At 63.9% G+C, this 24,702-nt stretch carries 21 protein-coding genes and 2 tRNA genes; 10 read left to right on the plus strand and 13 right to left on the minus strand.

The features are described from left to right. Positions 1-12 precede the first annotated feature (12 nt). The 9 genes from BJD12_RS02175 to BJD12_RS25175 all read right to left on the minus strand — a co-directional run bounded on the left by BJD12_RS02175 (position 13) and on the right by BJD12_RS25175 (position 6,022). Positions 13-1,254, minus strand: coding sequence for a lipoprotein-releasing ABC transporter permease subunit (locus BJD12_RS02175; RefSeq protein WP_005995659.1), 1,242 nt, complete (start codon positions 1,252-1,254; stop codon positions 13-15). Between the two features lie 23 nt (positions 1,255-1,277). Then, positions 1,278-1,730 (minus strand): YgfX family protein, encoded by a 453-nt coding sequence (locus BJD12_RS02180; protein ID WP_042828396.1) that lies wholly within the window; start codon positions 1,728-1,730, stop codon positions 1,278-1,280. After that, positions 1,681-1,929 carry an FAD assembly factor SdhE gene (locus BJD12_RS02185; RefSeq protein ID WP_042828400.1) on the minus strand — a complete coding sequence of 83 codons (249 nt, stop codon included), beginning with the start codon at positions 1,927-1,929 and terminating at the stop codon, positions 1,681-1,683. The genes BJD12_RS02180 and BJD12_RS02185 overlap by 50 nt, the downstream gene beginning before the upstream one ends. A 113-nt stretch (positions 1,930-2,042) precedes the next feature. After that, the gene (locus BJD12_RS02190) at positions 2,043-2,825 is read right to left on the minus strand and encodes a succinate dehydrogenase iron-sulfur subunit (protein WP_005995655.1); all 783 of its coding nucleotides are present in this window, start codon (positions 2,823-2,825) and stop codon (positions 2,043-2,045) included. A gap of 16 nt (positions 2,826-2,841) precedes the next feature. Then, a complete protein-coding gene (locus tag BJD12_RS02195) occupies positions 2,842-3,045 on the minus strand; it encodes a hypothetical protein (RefSeq protein ID WP_039420718.1) in 204 nt (67 codons plus the stop codon). 9 nt (positions 3,046-3,054) lie between these two features. Next, positions 3,055-4,845 (minus strand): succinate dehydrogenase flavoprotein subunit, encoded by a 1,791-nt coding sequence (gene sdhA / locus BJD12_RS02200; protein ID WP_074059298.1) that lies wholly within the window; start codon positions 4,843-4,845, stop codon positions 3,055-3,057. A gap of 33 nt (positions 4,846-4,878) precedes the next feature. Next, on the minus strand, positions 4,879-5,265 hold the full coding sequence (gene sdhD, locus BJD12_RS02205; protein ID WP_005995651.1) for a succinate dehydrogenase, hydrophobic membrane anchor protein: 387 nt from the start codon (positions 5,263-5,265) through the stop codon (positions 4,879-4,881). Then, complete coding sequence (gene sdhC, locus BJD12_RS02210) at positions 5,262-5,657, minus strand: succinate dehydrogenase, cytochrome b556 subunit (protein ID WP_005995650.1); 396 nt, start codon at positions 5,655-5,657, stop codon at positions 5,262-5,264. Before sdhC ends, sdhD begins: the two co-directional genes overlap by 4 nt. A 56-nt stretch (positions 5,658-5,713) precedes the next feature. Next, positions 5,714-6,022 carry a DUF1674 domain-containing protein gene (locus BJD12_RS25175; protein ID WP_324250466.1) on the minus strand — a complete coding sequence of 103 codons (309 nt, stop codon included), beginning with the start codon at positions 6,020-6,022 and terminating at the stop codon, positions 5,714-5,716. Between BJD12_RS25175 and ygfZ the strand changes: the two genes are divergently transcribed. Beyond that, a complete protein-coding gene (gene ygfZ, locus BJD12_RS02220) occupies positions 5,924-6,793 on the plus strand; it encodes a CAF17-like 4Fe-4S cluster assembly/insertion protein YgfZ (protein WP_005995649.1) in 870 nt (289 codons plus the stop codon). The genes BJD12_RS25175 and ygfZ overlap by 99 nt on opposite strands. Here the strand turns inward: ygfZ and BJD12_RS02225 are convergent. Next, a complete protein-coding gene (locus BJD12_RS02225) occupies positions 6,790-7,878 on the minus strand; it encodes an ABC transporter ATP-binding protein (RefSeq protein ID WP_005995648.1) in 1,089 nt (362 codons plus the stop codon). The two genes, ygfZ and BJD12_RS02225, sit on opposite strands and share 4 nt — an antisense overlap. Positions 7,879-8,300: 422 nt before the next feature. On the opposite strand from BJD12_RS02225, the gene zwf reads away from it, so the two are divergent. From zwf to BJD12_RS02250, 5 genes are all read left to right on the plus strand, one after another. Beyond that, the gene (zwf, locus tag BJD12_RS02230) at positions 8,301-9,731 is read left to right on the plus strand and encodes a glucose-6-phosphate dehydrogenase (RefSeq protein WP_005995647.1); all 1,431 of its coding nucleotides are present in this window, start codon (positions 8,301-8,303) and stop codon (positions 9,729-9,731) included. Next, on the plus strand, positions 9,728-10,735 hold the full coding sequence (gene glk, locus BJD12_RS02235) for a glucokinase (protein WP_005995646.1): 1,008 nt from the start codon (positions 9,728-9,730) through the stop codon (positions 10,733-10,735). The genes zwf and glk overlap by 4 nt, the downstream gene beginning before the upstream one ends. After that, positions 10,732-11,451 carry a 6-phosphogluconolactonase gene (gene pgl / locus BJD12_RS02240; protein WP_005995645.1) on the plus strand — a complete coding sequence of 240 codons (720 nt, stop codon included), beginning with the start codon at positions 10,732-10,734 and terminating at the stop codon, positions 11,449-11,451. The genes glk and pgl overlap by 4 nt, the downstream gene beginning before the upstream one ends. A 231-nt stretch (positions 11,452-11,682) precedes the next feature. Then, positions 11,683-13,599 carry a phosphogluconate dehydratase gene (gene edd / locus BJD12_RS02245; protein WP_005995644.1) on the plus strand — a complete coding sequence of 639 codons (1,917 nt, stop codon included), beginning with the start codon at positions 11,683-11,685 and terminating at the stop codon, positions 13,597-13,599. Positions 13,600-13,651: 52 nt separating this feature from the next. After that, entirely contained in the window at positions 13,652-14,311 is a 660-nt protein-coding gene (locus BJD12_RS02250; RefSeq protein ID WP_005995642.1) for a bifunctional 4-hydroxy-2-oxoglutarate aldolase/2-dehydro-3-deoxy-phosphogluconate aldolase, read from the plus strand. Positions 14,312-15,235: 924 nt separating this feature from the next. Here BJD12_RS02250 and BJD12_RS02255 read toward each other — a convergent pair. Genes BJD12_RS02255 through BJD12_RS02265 form a run of 3 tightly spaced genes read right to left on the minus strand, consistent with a single transcriptional unit; the run spans position 15,236 to position 22,958 of the window. Then, entirely contained in the window at positions 15,236-18,328 is a 3,093-nt protein-coding gene (locus BJD12_RS02255; RefSeq protein ID WP_058563968.1) for an efflux RND transporter permease subunit, read from the minus strand. Then, positions 18,325-21,831 (minus strand): efflux RND transporter permease subunit, encoded by a 3,507-nt coding sequence (locus tag BJD12_RS02260; RefSeq protein WP_042828366.1) that lies wholly within the window; start codon positions 21,829-21,831, stop codon positions 18,325-18,327. Before BJD12_RS02260 ends, BJD12_RS02255 begins: the two co-directional genes overlap by 4 nt. Then, positions 21,828-22,958: an efflux RND transporter periplasmic adaptor subunit gene (locus BJD12_RS02265; RefSeq protein ID WP_005995426.1), complete on the minus strand. Its 1,131-nt coding sequence runs from the start codon at positions 22,956-22,958 to the stop codon at positions 21,828-21,830. The genes BJD12_RS02260 and BJD12_RS02265 overlap by 4 nt, the downstream gene beginning before the upstream one ends. Positions 22,959-23,162: 204 nt before the next feature. On the opposite strand from BJD12_RS02265, the gene BJD12_RS02270 reads away from it, so the two are divergent. From BJD12_RS02270 to BJD12_RS02285, 4 genes are all read left to right on the plus strand, one after another. After that, positions 23,163-23,561: a c-type cytochrome gene (locus BJD12_RS02270; RefSeq protein ID WP_039424150.1), complete on the plus strand. Its 399-nt coding sequence runs from the start codon at positions 23,163-23,165 to the stop codon at positions 23,559-23,561. Between the two features lie 8 nt (positions 23,562-23,569). Beyond that, positions 23,570-24,031 (plus strand): c-type cytochrome, encoded by a 462-nt coding sequence (locus BJD12_RS02275; protein ID WP_005995424.1) that lies wholly within the window; start codon positions 23,570-23,572, stop codon positions 24,029-24,031. Between the two features lie 96 nt (positions 24,032-24,127). Then, positions 24,128-24,203: transfer RNA gene (locus BJD12_RS02280), tRNA-Ala, on the plus strand. 47 nt (positions 24,204-24,250) lie between these two features. After that, a tRNA-Glu gene (locus tag BJD12_RS02285) sits at positions 24,251-24,326 on the plus strand. The last annotated feature ends 376 nt before the right edge of the window (positions 24,327-24,702 follow it).

The raw sequence follows: 24,702 nt of genomic DNA on the forward strand, positions 1-24,702 counted from the left end.
GATTTCAGGGTCTCATTCATAACGCAGCGCCTCCGCCGGCTGGGTACGCGAGGCGCGCCACGCCGGGTACAAGGTCGCCAGAAAACTCATCACCAATGCCACCACGGTGATCACCACCACATCCTGGGTCTGCATGTCGGTGGGCAGGCCGGTGATGTAGTACACGTCTTCCGGAAGCAGTTTGACGCTGAAAATCGTCTCAATCAGGCCGAGGATGCGCTCCAGGTTGAGCGTCAGCACGATGCCGCCGATCACCCCCATGATCGTGCCCATGAAGCCGATCAGCGAGCCCTGCACCATGAAGACCTGCATCACTCCGCCAGGCGACAAGCCCAGCGTGCGCAGGATCGCGATGTCGGCCTGCTTGTCGGTGACCAGCATCACCTGCGAAGACACCAGATTGAACGCGCCCATCGCCACGATCAGCGATAGCAGGATGCCCATCACGGTCTTTTCCATCTTCAGCGAGTGATAGAGATTGGCGTTCTCCTGGGTCCAGTCGCTCACCCGATACGGGCCGTGCAACTTCAGCGCCAGATCGCGCGCGACGTTCCAGGCTTGATCCATGTCGTGCAGCCGCAGACGCACGCCGGTCACGCCATCCATCCGCAAGACCCGCGCAAGGTCCTGCATGTTGACCACAGCCAGGCCGCGATCGATCTCGTTGTAGCCGGCTTCGAAAATCCCGCTGACGGTGAAGCGCTTGAGCCGCGGCATCGCGCCCAACGGCGTGGCCTGGGTATCGCTGAGCAACACGACGACGCTGTCGCCTACATCCACGCCCAGCCAGAGCGCCAGCTCCTTGCCGATGACGATGTTGTAGGAGCCCGGCGTCAGGCTGTCGACCGAGCCCTGCTGCATCTTTTTGGCCAGTACCGACACCTTGTTCTCTTCGGCCGGAACGATGCCACGCACGATGGCCGGCTGCTTGCGCGGGCCCTGCAGCAGCGATTCGGTTTCGATATAGGGTGCAGCGCCGGCAACACGCGGGTCCGCCATGGCGACCTCGACCGCATGCTGCCAGTCGCGCATCGGCGCACCTTCGGCGCTGACGGTGGCGTGCGCGGCCATCTGCAATAGACGGTCGCGGATTTCCTTCTGAAAACCGCTCATGACCGCCAGCGTGGTGATCAACACGGTGACGCCCAGGGCGATGCCGAGGATCGATGCCATCGAGATAAAGGAGATGAAGCCATTGCGCCGCTTGGCACGCAGGTAGCGCAAGCCGATGGCAACCGGGATAGGTTTGAACATGCGGTTCAACCAGGAAAGGGACGCTATGGTGCCACTTGCGGGCGCCCGGACGAAATCGCGTGTGCCTGAGCGGCCAGACGCAGTTCACGTCGTTGCATTGCAGGCAGGGTATCCGGCCAGAAATGCAGGCGTTCGCGACGTGCATCCAGCCTCGTCCACGACACCACCGCAATCGGCCCGCGCCAGACAACCTGCAGATTTTGCACCTGCGCGCCGTCAATGCTGGCGGGGCTATCGCCCCAGGACACAACCAGTTGTCGCGGCGGCGAACGCAACAACAGCCAGAGCGCTCTCCCGAGCGAGGCCGGCACAACGACAGACAGCATGACCGCCAACCAAGCCGGTACGCCGCTGCCCCAGATGGCACACAGCGCCAGCACCGCGAGAACGCTCAGTGCGCAAACAAGCCAGCGCGAAGGTCGCCACTCAAGCCGGCAAGGCGCGGATATCGGCGATGAGTGCAGCGTTGGCGACATCCGGGCAAGCCTCGTAACCCATAAACCAGCGCCACAACTTATCGTCTTCGCAATCCAGCAGCTGTAGGAAAACCGCGCGCTCTCCCTCGGAAGCGTGCGCCCAGCGTTGGTCCAGGAAGCGCCCGAACAGCTGATCCAGTTCGCGCATGCCGCGCCGGCAACGCCAGCGCAGCTTTTTCAACAAGGTTTCTTCGTCCATCCCTTTCTCCACCCCGCCCTGCGGCGGGAGCGAAAACGACAGCGGCACCTGACCATCAGGCCGGTGCCGCTGCGAACCACATCCCGCCAAGGCGAGACCTCAGTGCCTTGCGATCAGGCGCGACGCGCCATCATCAACTTCTTGATCTCGGCGATCGCCAGCGCCGGATTCAGGCCCTTCGGGCAGGTCCGTGCGCAGTTCATGATGGTGTGGCAGCGATACAACTTGAACGGGTCTTCCAGATCGTCCAGGCGCGCACCGGTGTCCTCATCGCGCGAGTCGATGATCCAGCGGTACGCCTGCAGCAGGATGGCCGGACCCAGATAACGCTCGCCATTCCACCAGTAGCTCGGGCAGCTGGTCGAGCAGCACGCGCACAGGATGCATTCGTACAACCCATCGAGCTTGCGGCGGTCTTCCGGCGACTGCAGGCGTTCGCGATCCGGCGGCGGCGGCGTCTGGGTGCGGATCCACGGCTTGATCGACGCGTACTGCGCATAGAAGTGGGTCAGATCGGGGACCAGATCCTTGATCACATCCATGTGCGGCAACGGATAGATCGGCACCTCGGACTTGCCGCAGGCATCGATCGCTTTGGTGCAGGCCAGGGTATTGGTGCCGTCGATATTCATCGCGCACGAGCCGCAGATGCCCTCACGGCACGAACGACGGAACGCCAACGTCGGGTCGATCTCGTTCTTGATCTTGATCAGCGCGTCCAAGACCATCGGGCCGCACTTGTCGAGATCGATCTCATAGCTGTCGGTGCGCGGGTTGGCGTCGCCATCCGGATCCCAGCGGTAGACCTTGAAGGTGCGCGTGTTCTTGGCGCCCTGCGCAGGGTAATGCTTACCCTTGCCGATCTTTGAATTCTTGGGGAGGGTGAACTCTGCCATAGCTGCTCTCGTTGGCTCAGGCGATGCGCGGTGCGAACGACAGCCGCACCGTGCGCATGAAGGTAAAGACGATGGATCCCGCCACCGAAGCGGCGGTGCGGCGACCGGCGTGGTGCCGGTGCTGCCCCTGCGTGATGAAACGCCCCAACCGCTGCAAGCGATTGCCGCTGTGCCGGGACAACCCGGCGACCGGGCTCAATGCAGCGAGGGCGCGTTGCATCCGCATCGATCAGTAAACGCGCGGCTTCGGCGGGACGACGTCCACGTCCTTGCTCAGCGTGTACATGTGCACCGGACGATATTCGAACTCGCACTTGCCCTTGTCGTCGACGGTGACTAGCGTGTGTTTCTGCCAATTGACGTCGTCGCGGTCCGGGAAGTCTTCGTGCGAATGCGCGCCACGGCTTTCCTTTCGCTGCTCGGCCGAATTGATCGTCGCCACCGCGTTGAGCAGCAGGTTGTTCAATTCGTACGTCTCGATCAGATCCGAGTTCCAGACCAGCGAGCGGTCGGACACCTTGACGTCTTCGAAAGTAGCGAAGATCTCGGCCATCTTGTCCACGCCTTCCTTGAGCGTCTTGCTGGTACGGAACACCGCAGCGTCGGACTGCATGGTGCGCTGCATGTTGTCGCGAATCACCGAGGTCGGCGTAGAGCTGTTGGCGTAGCGTAACTTGTCCAGCAGACCGAGCGCCTTGTCGCAGGCATCCGACGGCAACGTCTTGTGCGGCTGGTTCGGCTTGACCGTTTCGGCGCAGCGGTTTGCCACCGCACGGCCGAACACCACCAGATCCAGCAACGAGTTGGAACCCAGACGGTTGGCACCATGCACCGACACGCAGGCGGCTTCGCCGATCGCGTACAGACCGGGAACAACCGCATCCGGGTCGTCGCCCTGCTTGCGCACGACTTCGCCGTAGAAATTGGTCGGAATGCCGCCCATGTTGTAGTGCACGGTCGGCAGTACCGGAATCGGCTGCTTGGTCACGTCCACACCGGCAAAGATGTGGGCGCTTTCGGCGATGCCGGGAAGCTTTTCATTGATGACTTCCGGGCCGAGGTGGGTCAGGTCGAGCAGGATGTGATCCTTGTGCTCGCCGACGCCGCGGCCTTCGCGAATTTCCACGGTCATCGAACGCGAGACAACGTCGCGCGAGGCCAGATCCTTGTAATGCGGTGCATAGCGCTCCATGAAGCGCTCGCCGTTGCTGTTGCGCAGAATGCCACCTTCGCCGCGCACGCCTTCGGTGATCAGGCAGCCCGCACCGTAGATACCGGTCGGGTGGAACTGCACGAACTCCATGTCCTGCACCGGCAAGCCGGCACGCATCACCAGGCCGCCGCCGTCACCGGTACATGTATGAGCGGAGGTAGCACTGAAGTAGGCGCGGCCGTAGCCGCCGGTGGCCAGCACTACGCCGTGGGCGCGGAACAGATGCAACGAGCCTTCAGCCATGTCCAGCGCAAGCACGCCACGGCAGACACCTTCTTCGTCGAAGATCAGGTCCAGCGCGAAGTACTCGATCATGAAGCGCGCGTTATGCGCCAGCGACTGCTGATACAGCGTATGCAGCATGGCGTGGCCGGTACGGTCGGCTGCCGCGCAGGTGCGCTGCGCCGACGGGCCTTCGCCGTACTTGGTGGTCATGCCACCGAACGGGCGCTGATAGATCTTGCCCTCTTCGGTACGCGAGAACGGCACGCCGTAGTGTTCCAGCTCGATGATGGCCGGAATCGCTTCGCGACACATGTACTCGATCGCGTCCTGGTCGCCCAGCCAATCCGAGCCCTTGATGGTGTCGTAGAAGTGATAACGCCAATCGTCTTCGCCCATGTTGCCGAGCGCGGCGGAAATGCCGCCCTGCGCCGCCACGGTGTGCGACCGGGTCGGGAAGACCTTGGTCAGGCACACCGTCTGCAGGCCTTTCTGGGCCAAGCCGAACGTGGCACGCAGGCCGGCGCCGCCGGCACCCACCACGACCATGTCGTACTTGTGTTCTGTAATTTTGTAAGCGGACATCGAATTATGGATTCCTGTTTGGTCGCTGACGGCTCAGCTCATGCCCAGCGCGATACGCGCCACGGCAAAGACGCTGACGATGGCGCCCAGTACGGCGACAAAGCGCACGATGGTCTGCGCCGCAAGTGCGAGCAGCGAGTTGTGCACGTAATCTTCTAGCACCACCTGCATGCCGAGCTGCGCATGCCAGAAAGATGCGATGAGGAAGCCGACCAGCAGAATCGCGTTCCATGGTTTGGCCACTGCCGCGCTTGCGGCAGCGTGATCTGCACCGATCAAGCTCAGCACGAAGATCAGGAACCAGATCGACAGGGGCACCAATGCGGTGGCGGTCAGGCGCTGAACCACGAAATGTTCCGTGCCGGTTTTAGCGGCACCCAAACCACGCACATTTTTCAGAGGGGTACGGTAGCGGCTCATACGGCACCTCCAGACAACAAGACGTAGGCCCAGATGGCAGCCGTCAATACCAGGCTCAGCACGACCGACAGCCAGCCCAGACTGACGAACGAGCGCACGGCGTATCCTTGGCCGAAGTCCTGCATGATGTGGCGCAAACCGCCGAACAGGTGGAAGGCAAAACACCAGGTCCAGCCGAACAGAAACACCTGTCCGTACCAGGCGGCGGCATGTTGGCGGAGGCAGTCCCAATGCTCGGGGCCAAGCATCAAGGTCAGCAAGGCGGCAGCAATTGCCAGGGCGCCGAACGACAAAACAATGCCGGTGGCTCGATTGAGAATCGAGGTCACCATCTGGATCTGCCAGCGGTAGACCTGCAGATGCGGGGAAAGAGGACGTTCGCGGATCGCCATTCGCTGGGCTCGTTATCTCGGCTGGGCGGCACTAGGCCGCTGTGGCTAAAAGCTGCTCAAAAATCGATGCAGCGTCCATTTTTTTCCCAGTCGCCGTAGCGCGTTGGCTCAGGGCCGTCGCGCCCACCGATCTCTTTGGGCAGTGGCTTCTTCTCGGGAATGTGCTCCTGAGGGGAAGACTGCGTCTCGGAATCCTGCGATGGCGTGGGGGTTGGATGGCCTATCATAGTGGTCTCACAACATTGCGATTTTAGTCCTCCCCTTCCATGGCTGACAACCTGAATCTTATTCCACAGGGTTTTGGATCCCTGCACGACATGCAGTACGTCCGATTGGTCGGCACGGATGCAGTGGCGTTCGCGCATGCACAATTTGCCAACGACGTTCAGGCGCTGGAGATCGGGCAGTGGCAGTGGAATGCGTGGCTGACGGCGAAGGGGCGCGTGATCGCCATCTTCGCACTCCTGCGTGAGGACGACACCCAGGTGCTGATGCTGTTGCCGGATGGCAAGGCTGATGAGATCGCCGCACAGCTCGGCCGGTTTGTGTTCCGGCGCAAGCTGAAAATCAACGCTACCAGGCTTTCCGCGTATGGCGGCTTCCAGGCGCCTGATCTTGCGAAGGGGGCGCATGCCGATATCGGAACGCAGCGTATTGCGCTGGATATGGGAAGTGCTGCTGTACCGCGCACTCTCTTAATCTTCAGCGCAGACGCATTGGCAGCGCCTATCGAATTGCCCAACATGGACGCGCAATGGCGCCGTGCGGATCTGCACCTCGGCCTGGTCCGCCTGCCGGATGCGCAGCGCGAGCAGTGGACCCCGCAGCAACTAGCGCTGGACCGCTTGCAAGCTTTCAGCGTCAAAAAGGGCTGCTACCCGGGCCAGGAAATCGTGGCGCGCACGCACTTCCTGGGCAAGGCCAAGCGCGCATTGCAGCTGCTGGAGACCGAAGCTGCGGTCCAGGCTGGCGATAGCGTCGAACTGGATGGCGCCGCCATCGGCACGGTGGTCAGCGTTGCCGGCGATCTGGCGCTAGCGGTGTTGCCATTGGAACTGACGGTGGACGCCAGCAAACTGCAAGCCGGCACGCACGCCGCACGCCGGCTTGCCATCGCTCCCGGGTTGGAGCGTTAAGCCGGTTCCAGGCGCTGCCCGGTTGCCGGGTCGAAGAAATGCAAGGCATCGCTGCGCAATGCCAGGCGTAACGGCTGGCCCACCGCCGGCAGTGCCTGCGGGGCCACGCGGATCACCAGCGGCTGGTCACCGCGATCAAGGTTGAGGAAGATCTCGTTGCCGACCGGCTCGATGACCTCCACCTGCGCATCGAAGCCCAGCCGCGCATCGCCGGACGGCTGCAGATGCTCCGGGCGCACGCCGACGATCACGTCCTGGCCGAACCAGCGGCGATCGACCCGTGCGGCGCCCAACGGTACCCGCCACCCATCGGCCATCACCAGATGCAGGCCGTCCTGCTCGTCCAGCCGCCCCTGCAACACATTCATCGCCGGGCTGCCCAGGAAGCCAGCCACGAACAGATTGGCCGGACGGTCGTATAGCGCCATCGGGCTGTCGATCTGCTGGATCACGCCATCCTTGAGCACCACGATGCGCTGACCGAGGGTCATCGCCTCGACCTGATCGTGGGTGACATAGATCATGGTGGTACCGAGCTTGCGATGCAGCTGTGCGATCTCGGTACGCACGCTGTGGCGCAACTTGGCATCCAGGTTAGACAGTGGTTCGTCGAGCAGGAACACCGACGATTCGCGCACCATCGCCCGCCCGAGCGCCACACGCTGACGCTGGCCGCCGGACATCGCCTTGGGCAACTTGTCGAGCATCGGGGTCAGGCCCAGCAACTCGGCGGCGTTGTTGACGCGCTCGGCGATGACCTGCTTCGGGTGACCGCGCAACTTGAGCCCAAACGCCAGATTTTCTGCCACGGTCATATGCGGGTACAGCGCGTAGCTCTGGAACACCATGGCGATGTCGCGATCCTTCGGCGCCACGTCGTTGACCACGCGCTCGCCGATCTTGAGCGTGCCGGCGCTGATGTCTTCGAGACCGGCGATCATGCGTAGCAAGGTCGACTTGCCGCAACCAGACGGCCCGACCAGCACCATCAGTTCGCCATCGGCCACCTCGAAACTTGCGCCCTGCACCGCCACCTGGCCATTTTCATAGACCTTGCGGACACCTTCCAACTGCACTTTCGCCATCGTTCGGCCTCAACATTTTGTATGCGCCCTGCCTTCGGCCCTCCCGACGGCAATGACGACCGACCCGTTTGCGAGGAAATTCCCTGCAAACGAATGCATTGGTTTATTCTGACATGTAATCGTTTTCACATGGCAACATCGATCTCGGGAGGGACCATGCCGCTACCAACCCACGCCGCTGTTTCCGGCAACGTTACCTGTATCGCGCCGGTGGCCATGCCGCCACGCATGTGCAGGTATGCCGCCCAGGCGCTAACCGCTGGCCACCAGTTGCTGCAACAATCGGGGATTGGGCGTCAGCGTCCATGCACCGCTGCGCGCACGCAAGTGTCGCTCAGGAACAGCCGTACCGACCGCCGGGTGTCCGGCGCCTTTCCGCGAAGCCGCTGATAACGATGTCCCCTGAATCTGAAACTCGGTCCATGCACAACACCCTGATCCTGTTCGGCGCCACCGGCGACCTCGCCCAGCGCTATCTGTTTCCCTCCTTGTTGCGCCTGTTCGTCGACGGCCTGCTGCCGGAGGACTTCCGTATCCGTGCGTTGGCCCTGTCACCGCACGATACCGAGGCCTTCCGTGAAGTGCTGCGACCGCGTCTGACCGAAGCACTGCCGATTGCCACCCCGGAGCAGATCCAGACGCTGCTGCAGCGCGTGGACTACCGCTCGGTGGACCTGCGCAATGCCGAGTCGGTGGCCGATGCGGTCCGCGAGCTTGCGAGCCGCCAGATTGTCAGCTACTTGGCGATTCCGCCGGGGCTGTACATCAGCACCTGCCAGGGTCTGGCCCTGGGCGGCGCCCTGGCCGCGCCACACCGGCTGATGCTGGAAAAGCCGATCGGCCACGACTCGGACAGTGCTCGCGAGATCCTGCAGTCAATCGGCGCGCTGATCGACGAAGACCGCGTGTTCCGCCTGGACCATTACCTTGGCAAGGCAGCGGTGCAGAACCTGATCGCGTTGCGCTTCGGCAACACCCTGCTCGAGGCGGTCTGGAACCGTACCTACATCGAGTCGGTGCAGATCCTGGTCGCCGAAAGCGAAGGCGTGGATGGGCGCGATGCCTACTACGCCCGCTCCGGCGCGCTGCGCGACATGGTGCAGAGCCATATCCTGCAGCTGCTGTGCCTGGTGGCGATGGAGCCGCCGGCGTCGCTGGAAGCCGACCGCATCCGCGATGAGAAGGTCAAGGTGCTGCGTGCGCTGCGTCCGATGACCGCCGAACATGCCGCGCATGACAGCGTGCGCGGCCGCTATACCGCCGGCACCATCAACGGCCAGCCGGCGCAGGCCTACCACCCGCCGGAAGGCAGCGACGTGGAAACCTTCGTCGCGGTGACCGCGCATATCGACAACTGGCGCTGGGCCGGCGTGCCGTTCCATCTATGCACCGGCAAGCGCCTGGCCGAGCGCTCCACCCGCATCGTGGTGACGCTCAAGCCGGTAACGCATTGGTTGTTCGAGCGCCCTGATCGCCAGAACGCGGTGCCCAACCGCCTGACCTTCCAGCTGCAGCCGCAGGAAAACATCGAACTCGGCCTGATGAGCAGCCTGGCCGGCCCGGAATGGGGCGCGATCGAGCTGCAGCCGCTGGAACTGGAATTGTCGGTGCCGACCGGCCTGCACCGTCGCATCGCTTATGAGCGACTGTTCGTGGATGCCTTCAACGGCAACCCGGCGCTGTTCGTACGCGACGACGAGGTCAAGGCAGCCTGGTCCTGGATCGACAGCGTCAGCGATGCCTGGGCCGCGTCGCAATTGCCGTTGCAACCCTACCCCGCCGGGAGTTGGGGTCCGGACAGCGCCGCACCGTTCCTGCCTCCTGCCACCGACGCACAGGGAAACAACGCATGACCGCTCCTTCCAAGCCGGTGCTGGTTGCCGATATCGGCGGAACCAACGCGCGATTCGCGCTGGCCGATGTCGACGCCTCGGTGCCGCTGCTGGATGACACCTCGCGCGAGTTCGCGGTGGTGGAGTTCGCTTCGCTCGGCGAAGCCGCGCGGTATTACCTCGACCAGATCGGTGTGCAGGCCACTCAGGGCGTGTTCGCAGTGGCCGGCCGGGTTGACGGCGACGAAGCGCGCATCACCAATCATCCATGGGTGATCTCGCGCACGCGCACCGCCAGCATGCTCGGCTTCAGCACCCTGCATCTGATCAACGATTTTGCCGCGCAGGCCATGGCGATCAGCTTGCTGCGTCCGCAGGACGTCGTGCAGGTCGGCGGGGCCAGCTGGCGCCCGGCGCCGATCGATCAGCCGCGCAACTACGGCGTGATCGGCCCGGGCACCGGGCTGGGCGTGGGTGGGCTGATCATCCGTAACGGGCGCTGTTTTCCATTGGAAACCGAAGGTGGCCACGTCAGCTTTCCGCCCGGCACGCCGGAAGAAATCCGCGTGCTGGAAATCCTCTCCGAGCAGTTCGGCCGTGTGTCCAACGAGCGGCTGATCTGTGGCCCCGGCCTGGTCAACATCCATCGCGCATTGAGTGAGATTGCCGGCGTCGATCCGGGCCCGCTGGAACCCAAAGACATCACCGCACGCGCTGCGGCCGGCGACCCGCGCTCGGCACGCACCATCGACCTGTTCTGCGCCATCTTCGGTGCGATCGCCGGCGACATGGTGTTGATGCAGGGCGCGTGGGATGGCGTGTTCCTCACTGGCGGGCTGGTGCCCAAGGTGCTGGATTCGCTGCAGCATTCGGGGTTTCGCCAGCGCTTCGAGCACAAGGGCCGGTTCTCCGCGATCATGTCGCGCGTGCCTTCCCTGGCGGTCATGCATCCGCATGCCGGCCTGCTGGGCGCCGCCGCGTATGCGGTGGATGCGCAGCGTCAGCATCCGGGAGAGCAGCGATGAACCTGCAGGACAACCCGCGCATCGTCCTGATGCGCTACGAAGACCCGGCCGAGTGGACCGAAGCAGTGGCCGGCGAAATGGCCGATCTGCTGGAACAGGAGATTTCGCGCCGCGGGCAGGCACGCATGCTGCTCTCCGGCGGCACCACGCCGGCGCCGGTCTACGAATCGCTGGCGCACCGTCCGCTGGATTGGTCTCGGGTCGAAGTAGGCCTGGTCGATGAGCGCTGGCTCTCGCCGCAGGATCAGGACAGTAATGCGTGGTTGGTCAATCACAGCTTCCTGACCCATGCGCCGGCCGCGACCTTCATCCCGTTGGTACGCCCCGGCAAGCAATTGCCCGAGTGCGTGCATACCGCCAACCTGCAGGCCACTCATGCCGAACCGGCCTGCCTGGCGGTGCTGGGAATGGGCGGCGACGGGCACACCGCCTCGTTATTCCCCGGTTCGACCGATCTGCCCAAGGCGCTAGCCAGTCCACAGCCCTATGCATCGCTGGACGCTACCGGTTGCCCGGGCGCAAACCAGTGGCCGCTGCGGATCACGCTGACGCCTGCCGGGCTCGCGGCGATTCCCACGCGCCTGCTGCTGTTGCGCGGCAAGCAGAAGCTCGATGTGCTGCAAGCTGCGCTTGCTGGCGAGGACATCAGCGAGTACCCGATTCGTGTCGCGCTCCAGCAGCCCGGTCCGCGTCTGCGGGTGCATTGGTGCAGTTGAGTGCCAGTGGCTGCGGGCGCTTTGCGCGAGCGGATTGCTTGTGAACGCTTCGCATCCGATTGCGCTGCAGCAGTGGATTCGATGCGAGCTCATCGCGACAGGCGGTTGATGCGCGTCCCTCGCAGCAACCGATTCAATGCGAATCCCTCGCAATAGCCTGCACATCCGTGCGCGGGTATTTAAAATCAGGACCGCGTGCTTTCTTCCCCCGTTTCTCATAGCCGGTAGCCAATGAGCCTGCATCCGAACATCCAAGCTGTCACCGACCGTATCCGCAAGCGCAGCGCGCCGTCGCGCGCGGCGTATCTGGCCGGCCTCGATGCCGCCCTGCGTGAGGGTCCGTTCCGTAGCCGTCTGAGCTGCGGCAATCTTGCGCATGGCTTTGCCGCCTCCGAGCCGACCGACAAGTCGCGTCTGCGCGGCGCAGCCACGCCGAACCTGGGCATCATCACCGCCTACAACGACATGCTGTCGGCGCATCAGCCGTTCGAGCATTACCCGCAATTGATTCGCGATGCCGCACGTGCGCTCGGCGCCACCGCGCAGGTCGCCGGCGGCGTGCCGGCGATGTGCGATGGCGTCACCCAGGGCCGCGCGGGCATGGAACTGTCGCTGTTTTCGCGCGACAACATCGCCCAGGCCACAGCGATCGGCCTGAGCCACGACATGTTCGACAGCGTGGTGTATCTGGGCGTGTGCGACAAGATCGTGCCGGGCCTGTTGATCGGCGCGTTGGCGTTTGGCCATCTGCCTGCGATCTTTATGCCGGCCGGCCCGATGACGCCGGGCATTCCGAACAAGCAGAAAGCCGAAGTGCGCGAGCGCTATGCCGCCGGCGAAGCCACCCGCGCCGAATTGCTCGAAGCCGAGTCGTCGTCCTACCACTCGCCTGGCACCTGCACCTTTTACGGCACTGCCAATTCCAACCAGGTGTTGCTCGAAGCGATGGGCGTGCAGTTGCCGGGCGCCTCGTTCGTCAACCCGGAATTGCCGCTGCGCGATGCACTGACCCGTGAAGGCACCGCGCGAGCCTTGGCGATCTCCGCATTGGGCGATGACTTCCGTCCGTTCGGCCGCCTGATCGACGAGCGCGCCATCGTCAACGCGGTGGTCGCACTGATGGCTACCGGCGGCTCGACCAACCACACCATCCACTGGATCGCCGTGGCACGGGCGGCTGGCATCGTGCTGACCTGGGACGACATGGATCTGATTTCGCAGACCGTGCCGTTGCTGACCCGCATCTACCCCAATGGCGAGGCCGACGTGAACCGCTTCCAGGCTGCAGGCGGCACGGCGTTCGTGTTCCGCGAGCTGATGGATGCCGGCTACATGCACGACGACCTGCCCACCGTGGTCGAAGGCGGGATGCGCGCCTATGTCAACGAACCGCGTTTGCAGGAGGGCAAAGTCACCTACGTGCCCGGCACCGCGACCACCGCCGATGACAGCGTCGCGCGCCCGGTCAGTGATGCATTCGAATCCCAAGGTGGCCTGCGTCTGCTCCGCGGCAACCTGGGCCGCTCGCTGATCAAGCTGTCGGCGGTCAAACCGCAGCATCGCAAGATCGAGGCGCCTGCGGTGGTGATCGACACCCCGCAGGTGCTCAACAAGCTGCATGCGGCCGGCGTGTTGCCACACGATTTTGTGGTCGTGCTGCGGTACCAGGGCCCGCGTGCCAACGGCATGCCGGAGTTGCATTCGATGGCGCCGTTGCTCGGCTTGCTGCAGAACCAGGGCCGCCGCGTGGCGCTGGTTACCGACGGCCGCTTGTCCGGTGCTTCGGGCAAGTTCCCCGCCGCGATCCACATGACGCCGGAAGCCGCGCGTGGCGGCCCGATCGGACGCGTCCGCGAAGGCGACATGGTGCGCCTGGACGGCGAAGCCGGCACGCTGGAAGTACTGGTCTCGGCCGAAGAATGGGCATCGCGCGACGTGGCGCCCAATACCGCCGTGGCCGGCAACGACCTGGGCCGCAACCTGTTTGCGATCAATCGCCAGGTCGTCGGCCCGGCCGACCAGGGCGCGATTTCGATTTCCTGCGGCCCGACCCATCCGGACGGTGCGCTGTGGAGCTACGACGCCGAGTACGAACTCGGTGCCGATGCGGCCGCTGCCGCCGCACCGCACGAGTCCAAGGACGCCTGATCCCCTTCCCTCTCTGCGGCCGCTCCCGCGGTCGCCGTCACCCGGAGTTGCAATGACGATTGCCCAGACCCAGAACACCGCCGAAAAGCTGTTGCGCGACGCCGGCATCCTGCCGGTGGTCACGGTCGATACGCTGGACCAGGCGCGCCGCGTCGCCGATGCGCTGCTCGAAGGCGGCTTGCCCGCGATCGAGCTCACCCTGCGTACGCCGGTCGCGATCGACGCGCTGGCCATGCTCAAGCGCGAACTCCCCAATATCGTGATCGGCGCCGGCACCGTGCTGAGCGAACTGCAGTTACGTCAGTCAGTGGATGCCGGCGCGGATTTCCTGGTGACCCCGGGTACGCCTGCCCCGCTCGCGCGCCTGTTGGCCGATGCGCCGATCCCGGCCGTTCCGGGTGCAGCCACACCGACCGAACTGCTGACCCTGATGGGCCTGGGCTTCCGCGTCTGCAAGCTGTTCCCGGCCACGGCCGTGGGCGGCCTGCAAATGCTCAAGGGGCTCGCCGGCCCGCTGTCCGAGCTCAAGCTCTGCCCCACCGGCGGCATCAGCGAAGCCAATGCGGCCGAGTTCCTGTCGCAGCCGAATGTGGTCTGCATCGGCGGCTCGTGGATGGTGCCCAAGGATTGGCTGGCCCAGGGGCAATGGGACAAGGTCAAGGAAAGCTCGGCGAAGGCGGCGGCGATCGTGCGGCAGGTGCGTGCGGGCTGATTCTCCGGCCGGCGCATCCAGTGGCTTGGAACCCAGGTTGCTGTGAAAGCTGGAGAGCCGAGGAAAGCTGATCAGCTGGCGCTTTGGTTTGAATGGGGAACGCCGGGTCTGCCGGCGCTTTGCTTTTGGTCGAGGAAGGATTGCTGGTGGGCGCCTTTGTTTCATGCATGGGAGCGGCCCGCGGGTGCCGGGGCAGGACACGCCGTGAACCTATACATGGGGCTCTTACACGACATCCTTGTCGTGTAAGGTCCTGCCCCGGCGCCTGCCCAGGCGCCCGCGGACCACTCTTCGAATGTTCCCGTGTTGGCGGAACGGGAGCAGAGATTGCCGCGGGGCGTGCTCGACCTGGGTTTTGATCGTTGCCTCGGCGGTTGAGGCAGAAGCCTCTTCGCGTCCCGCTTGAAGGCGGCGGATAGGAGCGGCGAAAAAAACCGCGCGCTTCTACGTAGTTGGCGTCAGGCCGTTTGTCTGAGAGCTGCGAAGTCGAAGGGCCAGAAGACGTGCAGCGAACTTGGCGGATGATTGGCAGTACCAAAGTCGAACACTGAATCAGCTGCCGTTTTTTCTCACTCAAAGACTCGCCGACGCGGCAGCGTGGCCGGGGATTGACGGAGCGCAGGACCGGGATATGCCGCGGCGGCGAGTCAGACAGGATATCTAACCGAGCCGAGGAGCCAGTCCGCGGACGCGTTGTCGCCCTCACCGAAGCCCGCAACTAACACGCGGGTTGTACGTGGAGAACCCGTCGTCTCACCGCAACCCCTCGCTCCGCGCCCCGGCCCCGGGGTTGCGGCGCGGGCTCTCCAAGGCACGCGCGCCCCATGGCGCGCAAGCCGTGCCTCCTCGCCCGACGGGGGGGCTTTGCGCCTTATGTTAGTCAAGGCCCAAGCACGCTGGTGGATGCCTTACTCCGGGAAAACTTCAGGCTCCCGACTCCAGCGCAACGCTTGCCGGCGGCGTCTTCGGTACGCCGCGCGCCCGCCGCACCAATGCCGCTGCACCGCTGCTCATGTCGTCGAGAATCGCGTAGATCGTCGGCAGAAACAGCAGACTCACTACCGTCGAAAACGCCAGCCCACCGGCGATGGCGCGCGCCATCGGGAAGTACGGCGGGCCATCGCTGAACATCGTGGTGCTGGTCAGCGAGATCGGCACCATCGCCAGGATGGCGGTGCCCATCGTCATCATGATCGGGCGCAAGCGCTCGCGTGAGCCTTCTACCAGCGCTTGCGTCCGGCCCATGCCGCGGCGGCGCAAATTGTTGATGTGCTCGATCATGACGATGCCGTTGTTCACCACCACGCCCATCAGCACCAGGATGCCGATGAAGGACATGATGCCGAACGAGGTACCGGTGATCCAGAACAGCCAAAACACCCCGAAGATCGAAAACAGCACCCCGCTCATGATCGCCGCCGGGAACAGCAACGATTCGAACACCGCCGCCATCACCACGTAGATCATCACCAACGCGATCACCAAATTGAACACCATCTGGCCCATCGCCTCGCCGTCGTCCTGGTAGTCGCCGCCGTCGAAGGTGTAGCTGTAACCGGCGGGGAAGCTCATGGCTTTGAGCGGCTTTTCCATCGCTGCGCGCGCTTCCGGCACGGTGACTTTCTCGGCCAGATTGGCCTTGATGGTCAGTGTGGTCTGGCGATTGGTCCGCCCGATCTGGGTGGCGGCCGGGCGAATCTGCACATCTACCAGGCTCAGCAACGGCACGCTGCGGCCATCCTTGGTGCGCACGGTAAAACCGGCCAGGTCTTCGGGCTTGCTTTGCTCGGCGCCCGCAAAACGCACCCACACCGGCACTTCATTGTCGCCACGGCGAAATTCACGCAGCGGCGTGCCGCGCAGTGCCAGCCCGACGAAACTGGCCACCTGCTCTGCACTGAAACCAAATGCAGCAGCACGCTCGCGGTCCACGCGGATCGCCAGTTCGCTGGTGCGATCGCCGGTGTCCACATGCACGTCGCGCAATTCCTTGCGTTGTGCCAACAGCGGGATCACGTCGTCGGCCAGCGATTTGAGCGCCTCGGTGGAGTCGCCAACCAACTGCACCTGTACGCCCTGGTTGCCGTTACCGCCATCGCCCTGGTTGCCGATGCTGTAGTCGGCGCGCGCAGAACGCGGTAGCTCCTTGCGGATCTTTTCCAATAGCAGCGGCAGATCCTTCACCTTGTTCGCGTCGAAGGTCACCACGGTGTTGCTGCCTTCCACTTCACTGAACCAGGAATATATCTGGGTGATGTGGTATTTGGCCCGATTGGCCTCGAGATAGTTCTCCACCCGGCCGATCTCTTCACCCAGCTGCTCACGCGTATACGAGCCCTTCCACTGATATTGGATGAAGGCCTCATTGCCGCCTTCGCCGCCGAACATGTCGATCTTCGTCAGTTTCATCGGCACTAGGCTGATGGCACTGACCAGGATGATGCCGGCCACGCTCCAGCCGCGATGTGCCAGGGTCCAGGCCAGCACCCGCGCATAGCGCCGTTGCAGCCTGGCGATCACGCCATGGTCGGAGGTCACCATCGGCGGCGTCTTCATGCGCGCGGACAACATCGGGATCAGACTGATCGCCACCAACCAGGACGCCAACAGCGACACCGAAATGGTGATCGCGATCTGCGCCATGAAGATGGAGATGTTGTTGGTCTCGCCGAACAGATTCGGCACGAACACGATGCAATGGCACAAGGTGCCTGCGCTAAGCGCAATGGCCACGCTACGAGTGCCGAGCAGCGCCGCCAGCTGCGGCTGCCCGGGCATGCGCTCACGCTCCTGGTAGATGCTTTCCACCACCACCACCGCGTTATCCACCAGCATGCCGACCGCAAGCAACAATCCCATCATGGTCAGGATATTGAGCGTGACACCGACGAAATACATGAAGCCCAACGTGATCGCAAAGCAGATCGGGATCGCCAGCGTCACCATCAACGTCGATGGCCAATGCCGCAGGAAGAAGAACAGCACGGTGATCGACAACAGCAGGCCCACCGCGCCGGCTTCTGCGAGCTCGGCCAGCGACGAAGTCACGGCCTTACCCTGGTTGTCGATGACCTTGATCTGCACATCGCGCATCGCGGGCTCGGCGCGAATGTCTTCCACCTCTTTCAGCGCAGCCTTGGACACCTCCACCAGATTGGCGCTGCGCTCCTTGTAGACATCCAGACCAATTGCCGGGCGCCCATCCAGGCGCCGTCCGTAGTTCATGCGCGTGGGTTTGAGGCGCACCTCGGCGATATCGCCCAGCCGCAAGCCCTTCGCGTTGAGGACCAGCTCACGCAGCTCCTGCAGATCGCGTAACTCGCCGATCGGCTGGACGCGGATGCGCTGCCCGTTGTCGTCGATTTGCCCGGCAGACACCGAGAAATTGAGCTTGCCCAGCCGTTCGCTCAGGTCGTTGAGGCTGAGGTCGTGTGCGGTGAGGCGATCCGGCGCAATGGCGATCTCCACCTCGTTGGGCGGGGCGCCTGAAATCTCGACCTTCGCCACGCCAGGAATGCGCTCGATGCGCCGCTTGAATTCGCGGTCGAGCATGTCGTAAGCGCCAGTCAGATCGGTCTGGCTGGCCAGCCTCACCTTGAGCACCGGCTCGTCGCTGCTGGACCACTTGAAGATATGGAAGCGCTGCAGATCGTCCGGAAAGTCGTCGCGAATGGCATCCAGCCGCTCGCGCGCGTCCGATGCGGCGATGGCGATATCGCGGTCCCAATCGGAGAACTCGATAAAGATGTTGGCGCCATCGGCGGTGGCGGTGGAGCGCATGCGCTTGATGCCGGTCATCGTGGCCAGGGCTTCTTCGGCCGGCCGCACCAGGTTGCGCTCCACTTCATCCGGGGTGGAGCCGGTGTATGGCAATTGCACGAACAGGAACGGCGCCGAGATATCCGGCAATGCCTCCAGCGGCAACCGGAAGGCGGCGATCAAACCCACCACCACCAGCGACACGAAGCACATGATGGTCGTGACCGGACGACGAATGCTGAAGGCCGCGACGCTCATAGCGCCTCCAGTCCGTCGGTGTTTTCACGCGTCTGCGCCTGCTGACGCGCCATGCGCCGGCCGCGCTCCAGGTAGTACGCATCCGCGCGGCGGTCCAGCAGGTCGTACACCACTGGAATCACCAGCAGCGTCAGCAGCGTGGACACCAGCAGGCCGCCGATCACGGTGATTGCCATCGGTGCGCGCACTTCCGCGCCCTCGCCCATCGCCACCGCCAGCGGCAGAAAGCCGAACAAGGTGCACAGCGTGGTCATGATGATCGGTCGCAGACGCGAGCGCGCGCCTTCGATCAAGGCCTCGCGCTTGGGCACGCCTTCTTCGCGCAACTGGTTGACCTTGTCGATCAGGATGATCGCGTTCTTGGTCACCAGGCCGACCAGCAGGATCAGGCCGATGAACACCACCACCGACACCGGCTTGCCGGTCATCAGCAGTGCCAGCACCGCGCCCACCATCGCCAGCGGAATGGTGAACAGGATGACGAACGGATGCAGCAGCGATTCGAACTGCGACGCCATCACCAGGTAGACCAGGAAGATCGCCAGCCCGAACGCAAACAGCAGCGACTTGACCGACTGCGCCAGTTCCTCGCCCTGCCCGCCGATATGCATGCCGACCCCGGCAGCCAACGGGTCCTTGCGCACCAGCGTCTCCACTTCGCGTACCGCACCGCCCAGGTCGATGTCCTTCAGGCTGGCCGACACAATGGCCACGCGAGTCTGATCGGCACGATGGATCTCGCTGGGGCCGGTTGTCGCCAGCACCTCGGCCACCGCGGCAAGACGCACGGGGCGATTGCTGCCCGGATTGACGATCAGCTGGCGAATCGCCTCCACGCTGGCACGGTCGCTCTGCTGCGCACGCACCAGCACATCGATCTTGCGATCACGGAAGCTGTAGCGCGTGGCTACATCGCCGCGCACCTTTTTGACAATGACATCGGCGATCTGCCGCGTAGTCAGCCCCAGCGCACCAGCGCGCTCCTGATCGAAGCGGATCTGGATTTCCGGGAAGCCCTCTTCCACCGTCGATTTGACGTCAGCGTAGTGACTATTGGCGCGCAGCATCGCGGCCAGTTTTTGCCCGGCACGTTCCAGCTCACCCAGGTCCTGCCCACGCAATTCCACTTCCAGCGGAGTCGAGAAACTGAACAGCGCCGGCCGCGCGAAATCCACCTGCGCGCCCGGATGCCCGACCATGCTGCTGCGCAGCCGCTGGGTCGCCGCCGCTTCCACTTCCGGGCTGCCGCCGCCGGCCATCACGACGGTGAGCTTGCCGATATTTTCGCCGCTTTCGGTGGGGTTGGCATCCAGCCGCGTCCCACTGCCACTCACGCCATATAACGACGCCACGCCCGGATCCTTGTCGTGGGCCAGCTGCAGCTCGCGCACCAGTGCATCGGTCTGCGCAAGCGGCGTGCCAGATGGCAGTTTCACCGTCATTTCGAAGCGGTCCTGCGCCAGCTGCGGGATCAGGTCCGCGCCCAGCATCGGCACCAACAGCACGGTTCCGACAAACGCCGCCGCAGCCAGTCCCAGCACCAACCCGGGCCGCCGCAGCGCCGCCGGCAACATCGCCAGATAGCCACGCTCGGCACGGCCGTATGGCGCCATCGCAATGTCGCTGGCCTTGCGCATCACCGGCGACACCACCCGCGCGACGCCGCGCCACAGTTTGACCACTGCCCACGCCGCGCCGAAGAACGCGTAGCGCACACTGGCGCCCGCACCGCGGCGGCCGGCCGCCACCGGCTTGAGCCAGCGCTGATCGGGCTGCCATTGCGGGTGGCCGGGTTCATCCGGAAACGCCATCGGCGGCGCGCCCTTGAGCGAACTCAGCATCGGAATCAGCGTCATCGACACCACCAGCGAGATCGCAATGGCAATCGCCACCGTCAGCGCCTGATCGCGGAACAATTGCCCGGCAATGCCTTCGACAAACACCAGCGGCAGGAACACCGCAATGGTGGTCAAGGTGGACGCCATCACCGCCATACTGACCTCACGGGTGCCCGCGATGGCCGCATCCAGCACGCTCAACCCGCGCTCGCGCGCCTTGGCGATGCTCTCCAGCACCACGATCGAATCGTCCACCACCAGGCCAGTGGCCAGCGCCAGCCCGCCCAACGACATCACGTTGAGGCTCAGTCCTAGCTGGCCCATGAAGAAGAACGTGGTGATGATCGACACCGGCAACGACAGGCTGATCACAAAGGTGCTCCAGCCATCGCGCAGGAACAGGAAGATGATCAGGATCGCCAGCACACCGCCGATCACCGCATCTTTTTTGACATCACTGATCGCGTGTTCGATGAAGTGCGACTGGTCCTCGATGGTGGTGATCTGCACATCGCCCGGCACGGTTGCCTTGAGCTGCTCCAATCGCGCGCGCAGTGCAGCGGCCGTAGAAACGGTATTGGCGTCGCCTTCCTTGTAGATCGCCAACTCCACCGCTTCCTTGCCGCCCAGCCGAATGATCGCCTCGCGTTCCTTGTAGCCCTGGCGCACGTCGGCCACATCCTTCAGCCGCACCGGCATGCCGCCAGCGATGCTGCTGCTGGATGCGGACGAGGTGCTCTGCACTTCCGCCGCCGCGGCGAGCGCCGCCTGCGAGCCGGTGGACGCAGCGATTGCATACATCTGCTGCATCGCTGCATCAGCGGCGCTGCTACTGCTGCTCTGCGTGGTGACCAGCATGTTGCGGATCTCGTCCAGATCCACGAACTGATTCACCGTGCGCACCAGATACCGCTGCGAGCCTTCTTCCAACCGGCCGCCGGAAATATTGACGTTCTCCTCCTTGAGCCGGGTGATCACGTTGTCGATGGGCAGGTTGAGCTGCGCCAGTTTCTGCTGATCGATATCGACCTGGATCTCGTCTTCCAGACCGCCGCCGACCTTGACCGCGGCCACCCCGGCCACCGGTTCGAGCTTCTTTTTCAGGTCTTCGTCGGCATAGCGGCGCAGCCCGGTGAGCTGACGGATCGCATCGGTGTCCGACCCCGGCGCCTGCTTGGGCGACAACGCCAGCCGCATGATCGGCTCGGTGGATGGATTGAAGCGCAGCAGCACCGGCGGCTTGGTTTCCAGCGGCAGCGACAGCGCTTCCATCTTGTCGCGGACTTCCAGGCTGGCCTGGTCCATGTTGGTGCCCCAGGCGAATTCCAGCACCACATCGCTCTGCCCGGTGCGCGAGATGGACTTGAGCTTGCGCAGGTTCTTGACCACGCCCACGGCTTCTTCTACCGGCTCGGTCACCAGCGTCTCGATTTCCGCCGGTGCCGCGCCGGTGTATTCGGTGCGCACGGTGAGCGTGGGGTAGCTCAGATCGGGCAGCAGATTGACCTTGAGGCTACGTAGCGCGATCAGGCCGAACAGCAGCATGGTCACGGTGATCATCGCAATGGTCACCCGTCGCCGCGTAGCGAAAGCGACCAGCCCGCCACCGGGCGATGGTGCATGCGGGTCGTGCACGGGACCGTGCGGGTTTCCGTGGTCGCTCATGAGTGCGACCCATCACGTGCAGTGGCTGGCGCCGTCGCCGCCACCGGCTTGCGGTCCGGCTGGCCGATCACCTGCACCGCAGTGCCATCGCGCAGGGCCACCTTGCCGGCCGTCACCACCTGGTCGCCTTCCTTCAGGCCCTGCCGCACTTCCAGCCACGGGCCTTCGGCGTAGCCTAGCTTCACCGGTACCCGGCTGGCCTTGCCGTTGCGCACCACGAACACCGCCGGCTCGCCATCGTCCAGCAACGCCAGGCGCGGAATCACCAGGGCGTCCTTGCGTTGGTCGTAATCGATGCGGATACGCCCAAACATGCCCGGTTGCAGCGACTCGGCGCCCTTGCCGAAGGCACACACCACGCGGAACGTTCCGCTTCCCGAATCCACTACCGGCGCAATGCGATCCACCTTGCCCACGAACTGCTGGCCCGGCAGCGCATCGGCCAGCAAGGTCACCGGCTGGCCGGATTTCAAGGTTGCCAGTTCGCGCTCGGGCACATTGAGCGTGGCTTCCAGCTGCGAGTCGTCGACGATGCGAAAGATCGGCGTATTGATCTGCACGAAGTTGCCGGTCTTGATCGAACGCGAGGCGATTACGCCGGAAATCGGCGCCTGCACAGTGGTGTAGGACAGTTCCAGCGATGCCAGGCGATGCTGTGCGCGGCTGTCTTCCACGTCGAACTTGAGCTGATCCACATCGGCCGCGCTCACCAGCTGCTGCCCCACCAGTTGTGTCGCACGGCGGTAGCTATTTTCCAGCTTCCGCAGCTGCGCTTCGCTCTGTGCCACCGCCAGATGCGCGCGGTCCGGGTCCAGGCGCACCAGCGCCTGGCCGGCCGACACCTTCTGGCCTTCTTCCACCATCACCGCCAGTGCCACGCCGGACGTCTTGGCCACGACCTGCGCTTCGGCACGCGGCTCCAGCGCTGCGGTGCCGGTATAGCTGGCAGCCACTGCGCGACGCGCTGCCTTGGCGGTTTCCACCGGTACCGCATCCACGGCCTTTTTTTCTTCTGCGGCCTTGGCCTCTCCATCGCCGGTCTTGCAGCCGCCCAACAATAGGCTGGTGGAGATCAATACTGCGGCGCAGATTCCGCTGCGGCCGGGCAAGAAGGAAAGTGGCGACATCGTCGTGTCCTAGTGGATGCGTGAACAGGTGTTGTAGGCAAGTAAACCACCCCGCCATGCATGTCGCCAATGCGCCAAAGGTCATGGTCTGTTCAACTTGGCGTATTCACCCCGTTTGCGCCACGCCAAATCGCAGGCATACTCGGTCCGGTTCCGTCACGCCCCCACGTGCGGACGCTCAATCAGTCTTCCGGATACGAAACCATGCGCCCGCAGCCGCTCGCCGCTTGTCTCGCTCTGGTCGTCTTCCTGCCGTTTGGGGGCGCATCAGCGACACCGTCAGTCACGCCAGCAGTACCGGCCACGCCGGCGCCCGCCGCCGCACCTGCTGCTGCCGCGCCCGCAGCCCCGACCGGTAATCCTTCCAATGGCCGTTTGCTGGCATATACCTGCCAAGGCTGTCACGGCGTGACCGGCTACAAGAACGCCTATCCCAGTTACCGCGTGCCCAAGATCGGCGGCCAGTCCAGTCAGTACTTGACCCAGGCGCTGACCGAATACCGCCAGGGCAAGCGTAAACACCCGACCATGCAGGCGCAGGCGCAGAGTTTCTCCGAGCAGGACATCGCCGACATCTCCGCCTTCCTGTCCACCCTCAAGTAAGCGCCCACATGCCGAACGCCCTGCACGCTCCGCGTCTAGCCATCGTCCTGGTCGCTGCCCTGATGATGGCGGCCTGCTCCCAATCCCAGGTCGAATCCACCGATCACTCCGCCGGCGATGCTGGCCATGCCAGCGGCGAACACGGCTCGGGCTCCTCGGCCGGGCTGCCCACTGGTCGCGCCGACGCCGGCGACAAGCTCGCGCATGCCAAGGGTAAGGCGACTGGCCAGAGCTGCGTGGATTGCCATGGTGCCGATGGCAATGCGCCGATCGACCCAAGCTATCCCAAGCTCGGTGGCCAGTACGGCGACTATCTTGCACATGCGCTGCAGGCGTATCGCAGTGGCGATCGCCAGCACCCGCTGATGACCGCACAGGCCACTGCATTGAGCGATCAGGACATCGCCGACCTAGCCGCATATTTTGGGGCTCGTCCGACGCAGCTACGCGATCTGCACGGCGTCAAGTGAGTTGCATGCAGCCGGGCGCACGCGCCGTCTCAATCGGAATGAAAAAGCGCTTGCGCGAACATTAACAGGTCGCTATCATTTCGTTCTCAGTTTCGTGGGGCCATAGCTCAGCTGGGAGAGCGCCTGCATGGCATGCAGGAGGTCGGCGGTTCGATCCCGCCTGGCTCCACCACTTCAGACATTAGGCCGTCTGAAATGACAACTCAGGTTTTGATACGCGTCCCCATCGTCTAGAGGCCTAGGACACCACCCTTTCACGGTGGACACCGGGGTTCGAATCCCCGTGGGGACGCCAATCATCCAAAAAGCCCCGGTTACGCCGGGGCTTTTTCTTTGCAGCATCGCAGCGCGTTCGCAATCACCGAGTTCGATATGTGCACTTGGGAAAGGTGGAAAAATTAGGACGCAGTTTTGCCTCGAAGCGCGGCGGATACCCCAGGTCGCTTCTCGTCATTGCACCGATTGAACGCAGCTCGCACATGCATTATTGCGCTCCCTCGAGCCCCGCGCGTTCTCGTCATTCACGTCTTTCTTGGTTTGCAGCGACACGAAAAAAGTGTCGCCCACGTATCAGTTGCCGCGCATGCAATGGCATGCCCACCCGCTGCGTTGCTCGCACGCGGCAAAGAGGCACCGCGGCCTTCACGCTGCAGCCGCAGACTTTCAAAAAG

The organism is Xanthomonas vesicatoria ATCC 35937, from assembly GCF_001908725.1.
Classification (GTDB): domain Bacteria; phylum Pseudomonadota; class Gammaproteobacteria; order Xanthomonadales; family Xanthomonadaceae; genus Xanthomonas; species Xanthomonas vesicatoria.

Coding starts and splice junctions, on each gene's coding strand:
- BJD12_RS02175 (WP_005995659.1), bottom strand. CDS start 1,254: ATGTTCAAACCTATCCCGGTTGCCATCGGCTTGCGCTACCTGCGTGCC.
- BJD12_RS02180 (WP_042828396.1), bottom strand. CDS start 1,730: ATGTCGCCAACGCTGCACTCATCGCCGATATCCGCGCCTTGCCGGCTT.
- BJD12_RS02185 (WP_042828400.1), bottom strand. CDS start 1,929: ATGGACGAAGAAACCTTGTTGAAAAAGCTGCGCTGGCGTTGCCGGCGC.
- BJD12_RS02190 (WP_005995655.1), bottom strand. CDS start 2,825: ATGGCAGAGTTCACCCTCCCCAAGAATTCAAAGATCGGCAAGGGTAAG.
- BJD12_RS02195 (WP_039420718.1), bottom strand. CDS start 3,045: ATGCAACGCGCCCTCGCTGCATTGAGCCCGGTCGCCGGGTTGTCCCGG.
- sdhA (WP_074059298.1), bottom strand. CDS start 4,845: ATGTCCGCTTACAAAATTACAGAACACAAGTACGACATGGTCGTGGTG.
- sdhD (WP_005995651.1), bottom strand. CDS start 5,265: ATGAGCCGCTACCGTACCCCTCTGAAAAATGTGCGTGGTTTGGGTGCC.
- sdhC (WP_005995650.1), bottom strand. CDS start 5,657: ATGGCGATCCGCGAACGTCCTCTTTCCCCGCATCTGCAGGTCTACCGC.
- ygfZ (WP_005995649.1), top strand. CDS start 5,924: ATGGCTGACAACCTGAATCTTATTCCACAGGGTTTTGGATCCCTGCAC.
- BJD12_RS25175 (WP_324250466.1), bottom strand. CDS start 6,022: ATGCGCGAACGCCACTGCATCCGTGCCGACCAATCGGACGTACTGCAT.
- BJD12_RS02225 (WP_005995648.1), bottom strand. CDS start 7,878: ATGGCGAAAGTGCAGTTGGAAGGTGTCCGCAAGGTCTATGAAAATGGC.
- zwf (WP_005995647.1), top strand. CDS start 8,301: ATGCACAACACCCTGATCCTGTTCGGCGCCACCGGCGACCTCGCCCAG.
- glk (WP_005995646.1), top strand. CDS start 9,728: ATGACCGCTCCTTCCAAGCCGGTGCTGGTTGCCGATATCGGCGGAACC.
- pgl (WP_005995645.1), top strand. CDS start 10,732: ATGAACCTGCAGGACAACCCGCGCATCGTCCTGATGCGCTACGAAGAC.
- edd (WP_005995644.1), top strand. CDS start 11,683: ATGAGCCTGCATCCGAACATCCAAGCTGTCACCGACCGTATCCGCAAG.
- BJD12_RS02250 (WP_005995642.1), top strand. CDS start 13,652: ATGACGATTGCCCAGACCCAGAACACCGCCGAAAAGCTGTTGCGCGAC.
- BJD12_RS02255 (WP_058563968.1), bottom strand. CDS start 18,328: ATGAGCGTCGCGGCCTTCAGCATTCGTCGTCCGGTCACGACCATCATG.
- BJD12_RS02260 (WP_042828366.1), bottom strand. CDS start 21,831: ATGAGCGACCACGGAAACCCGCACGGTCCCGTGCACGACCCGCATGCA.
- BJD12_RS02265 (WP_005995426.1), bottom strand. CDS start 22,958: ATGTCGCCACTTTCCTTCTTGCCCGGCCGCAGCGGAATCTGCGCCGCA.
- BJD12_RS02270 (WP_039424150.1), top strand. CDS start 23,163: ATGCGCCCGCAGCCGCTCGCCGCTTGTCTCGCTCTGGTCGTCTTCCTG.
- BJD12_RS02275 (WP_005995424.1), top strand. CDS start 23,570: ATGCCGAACGCCCTGCACGCTCCGCGTCTAGCCATCGTCCTGGTCGCT.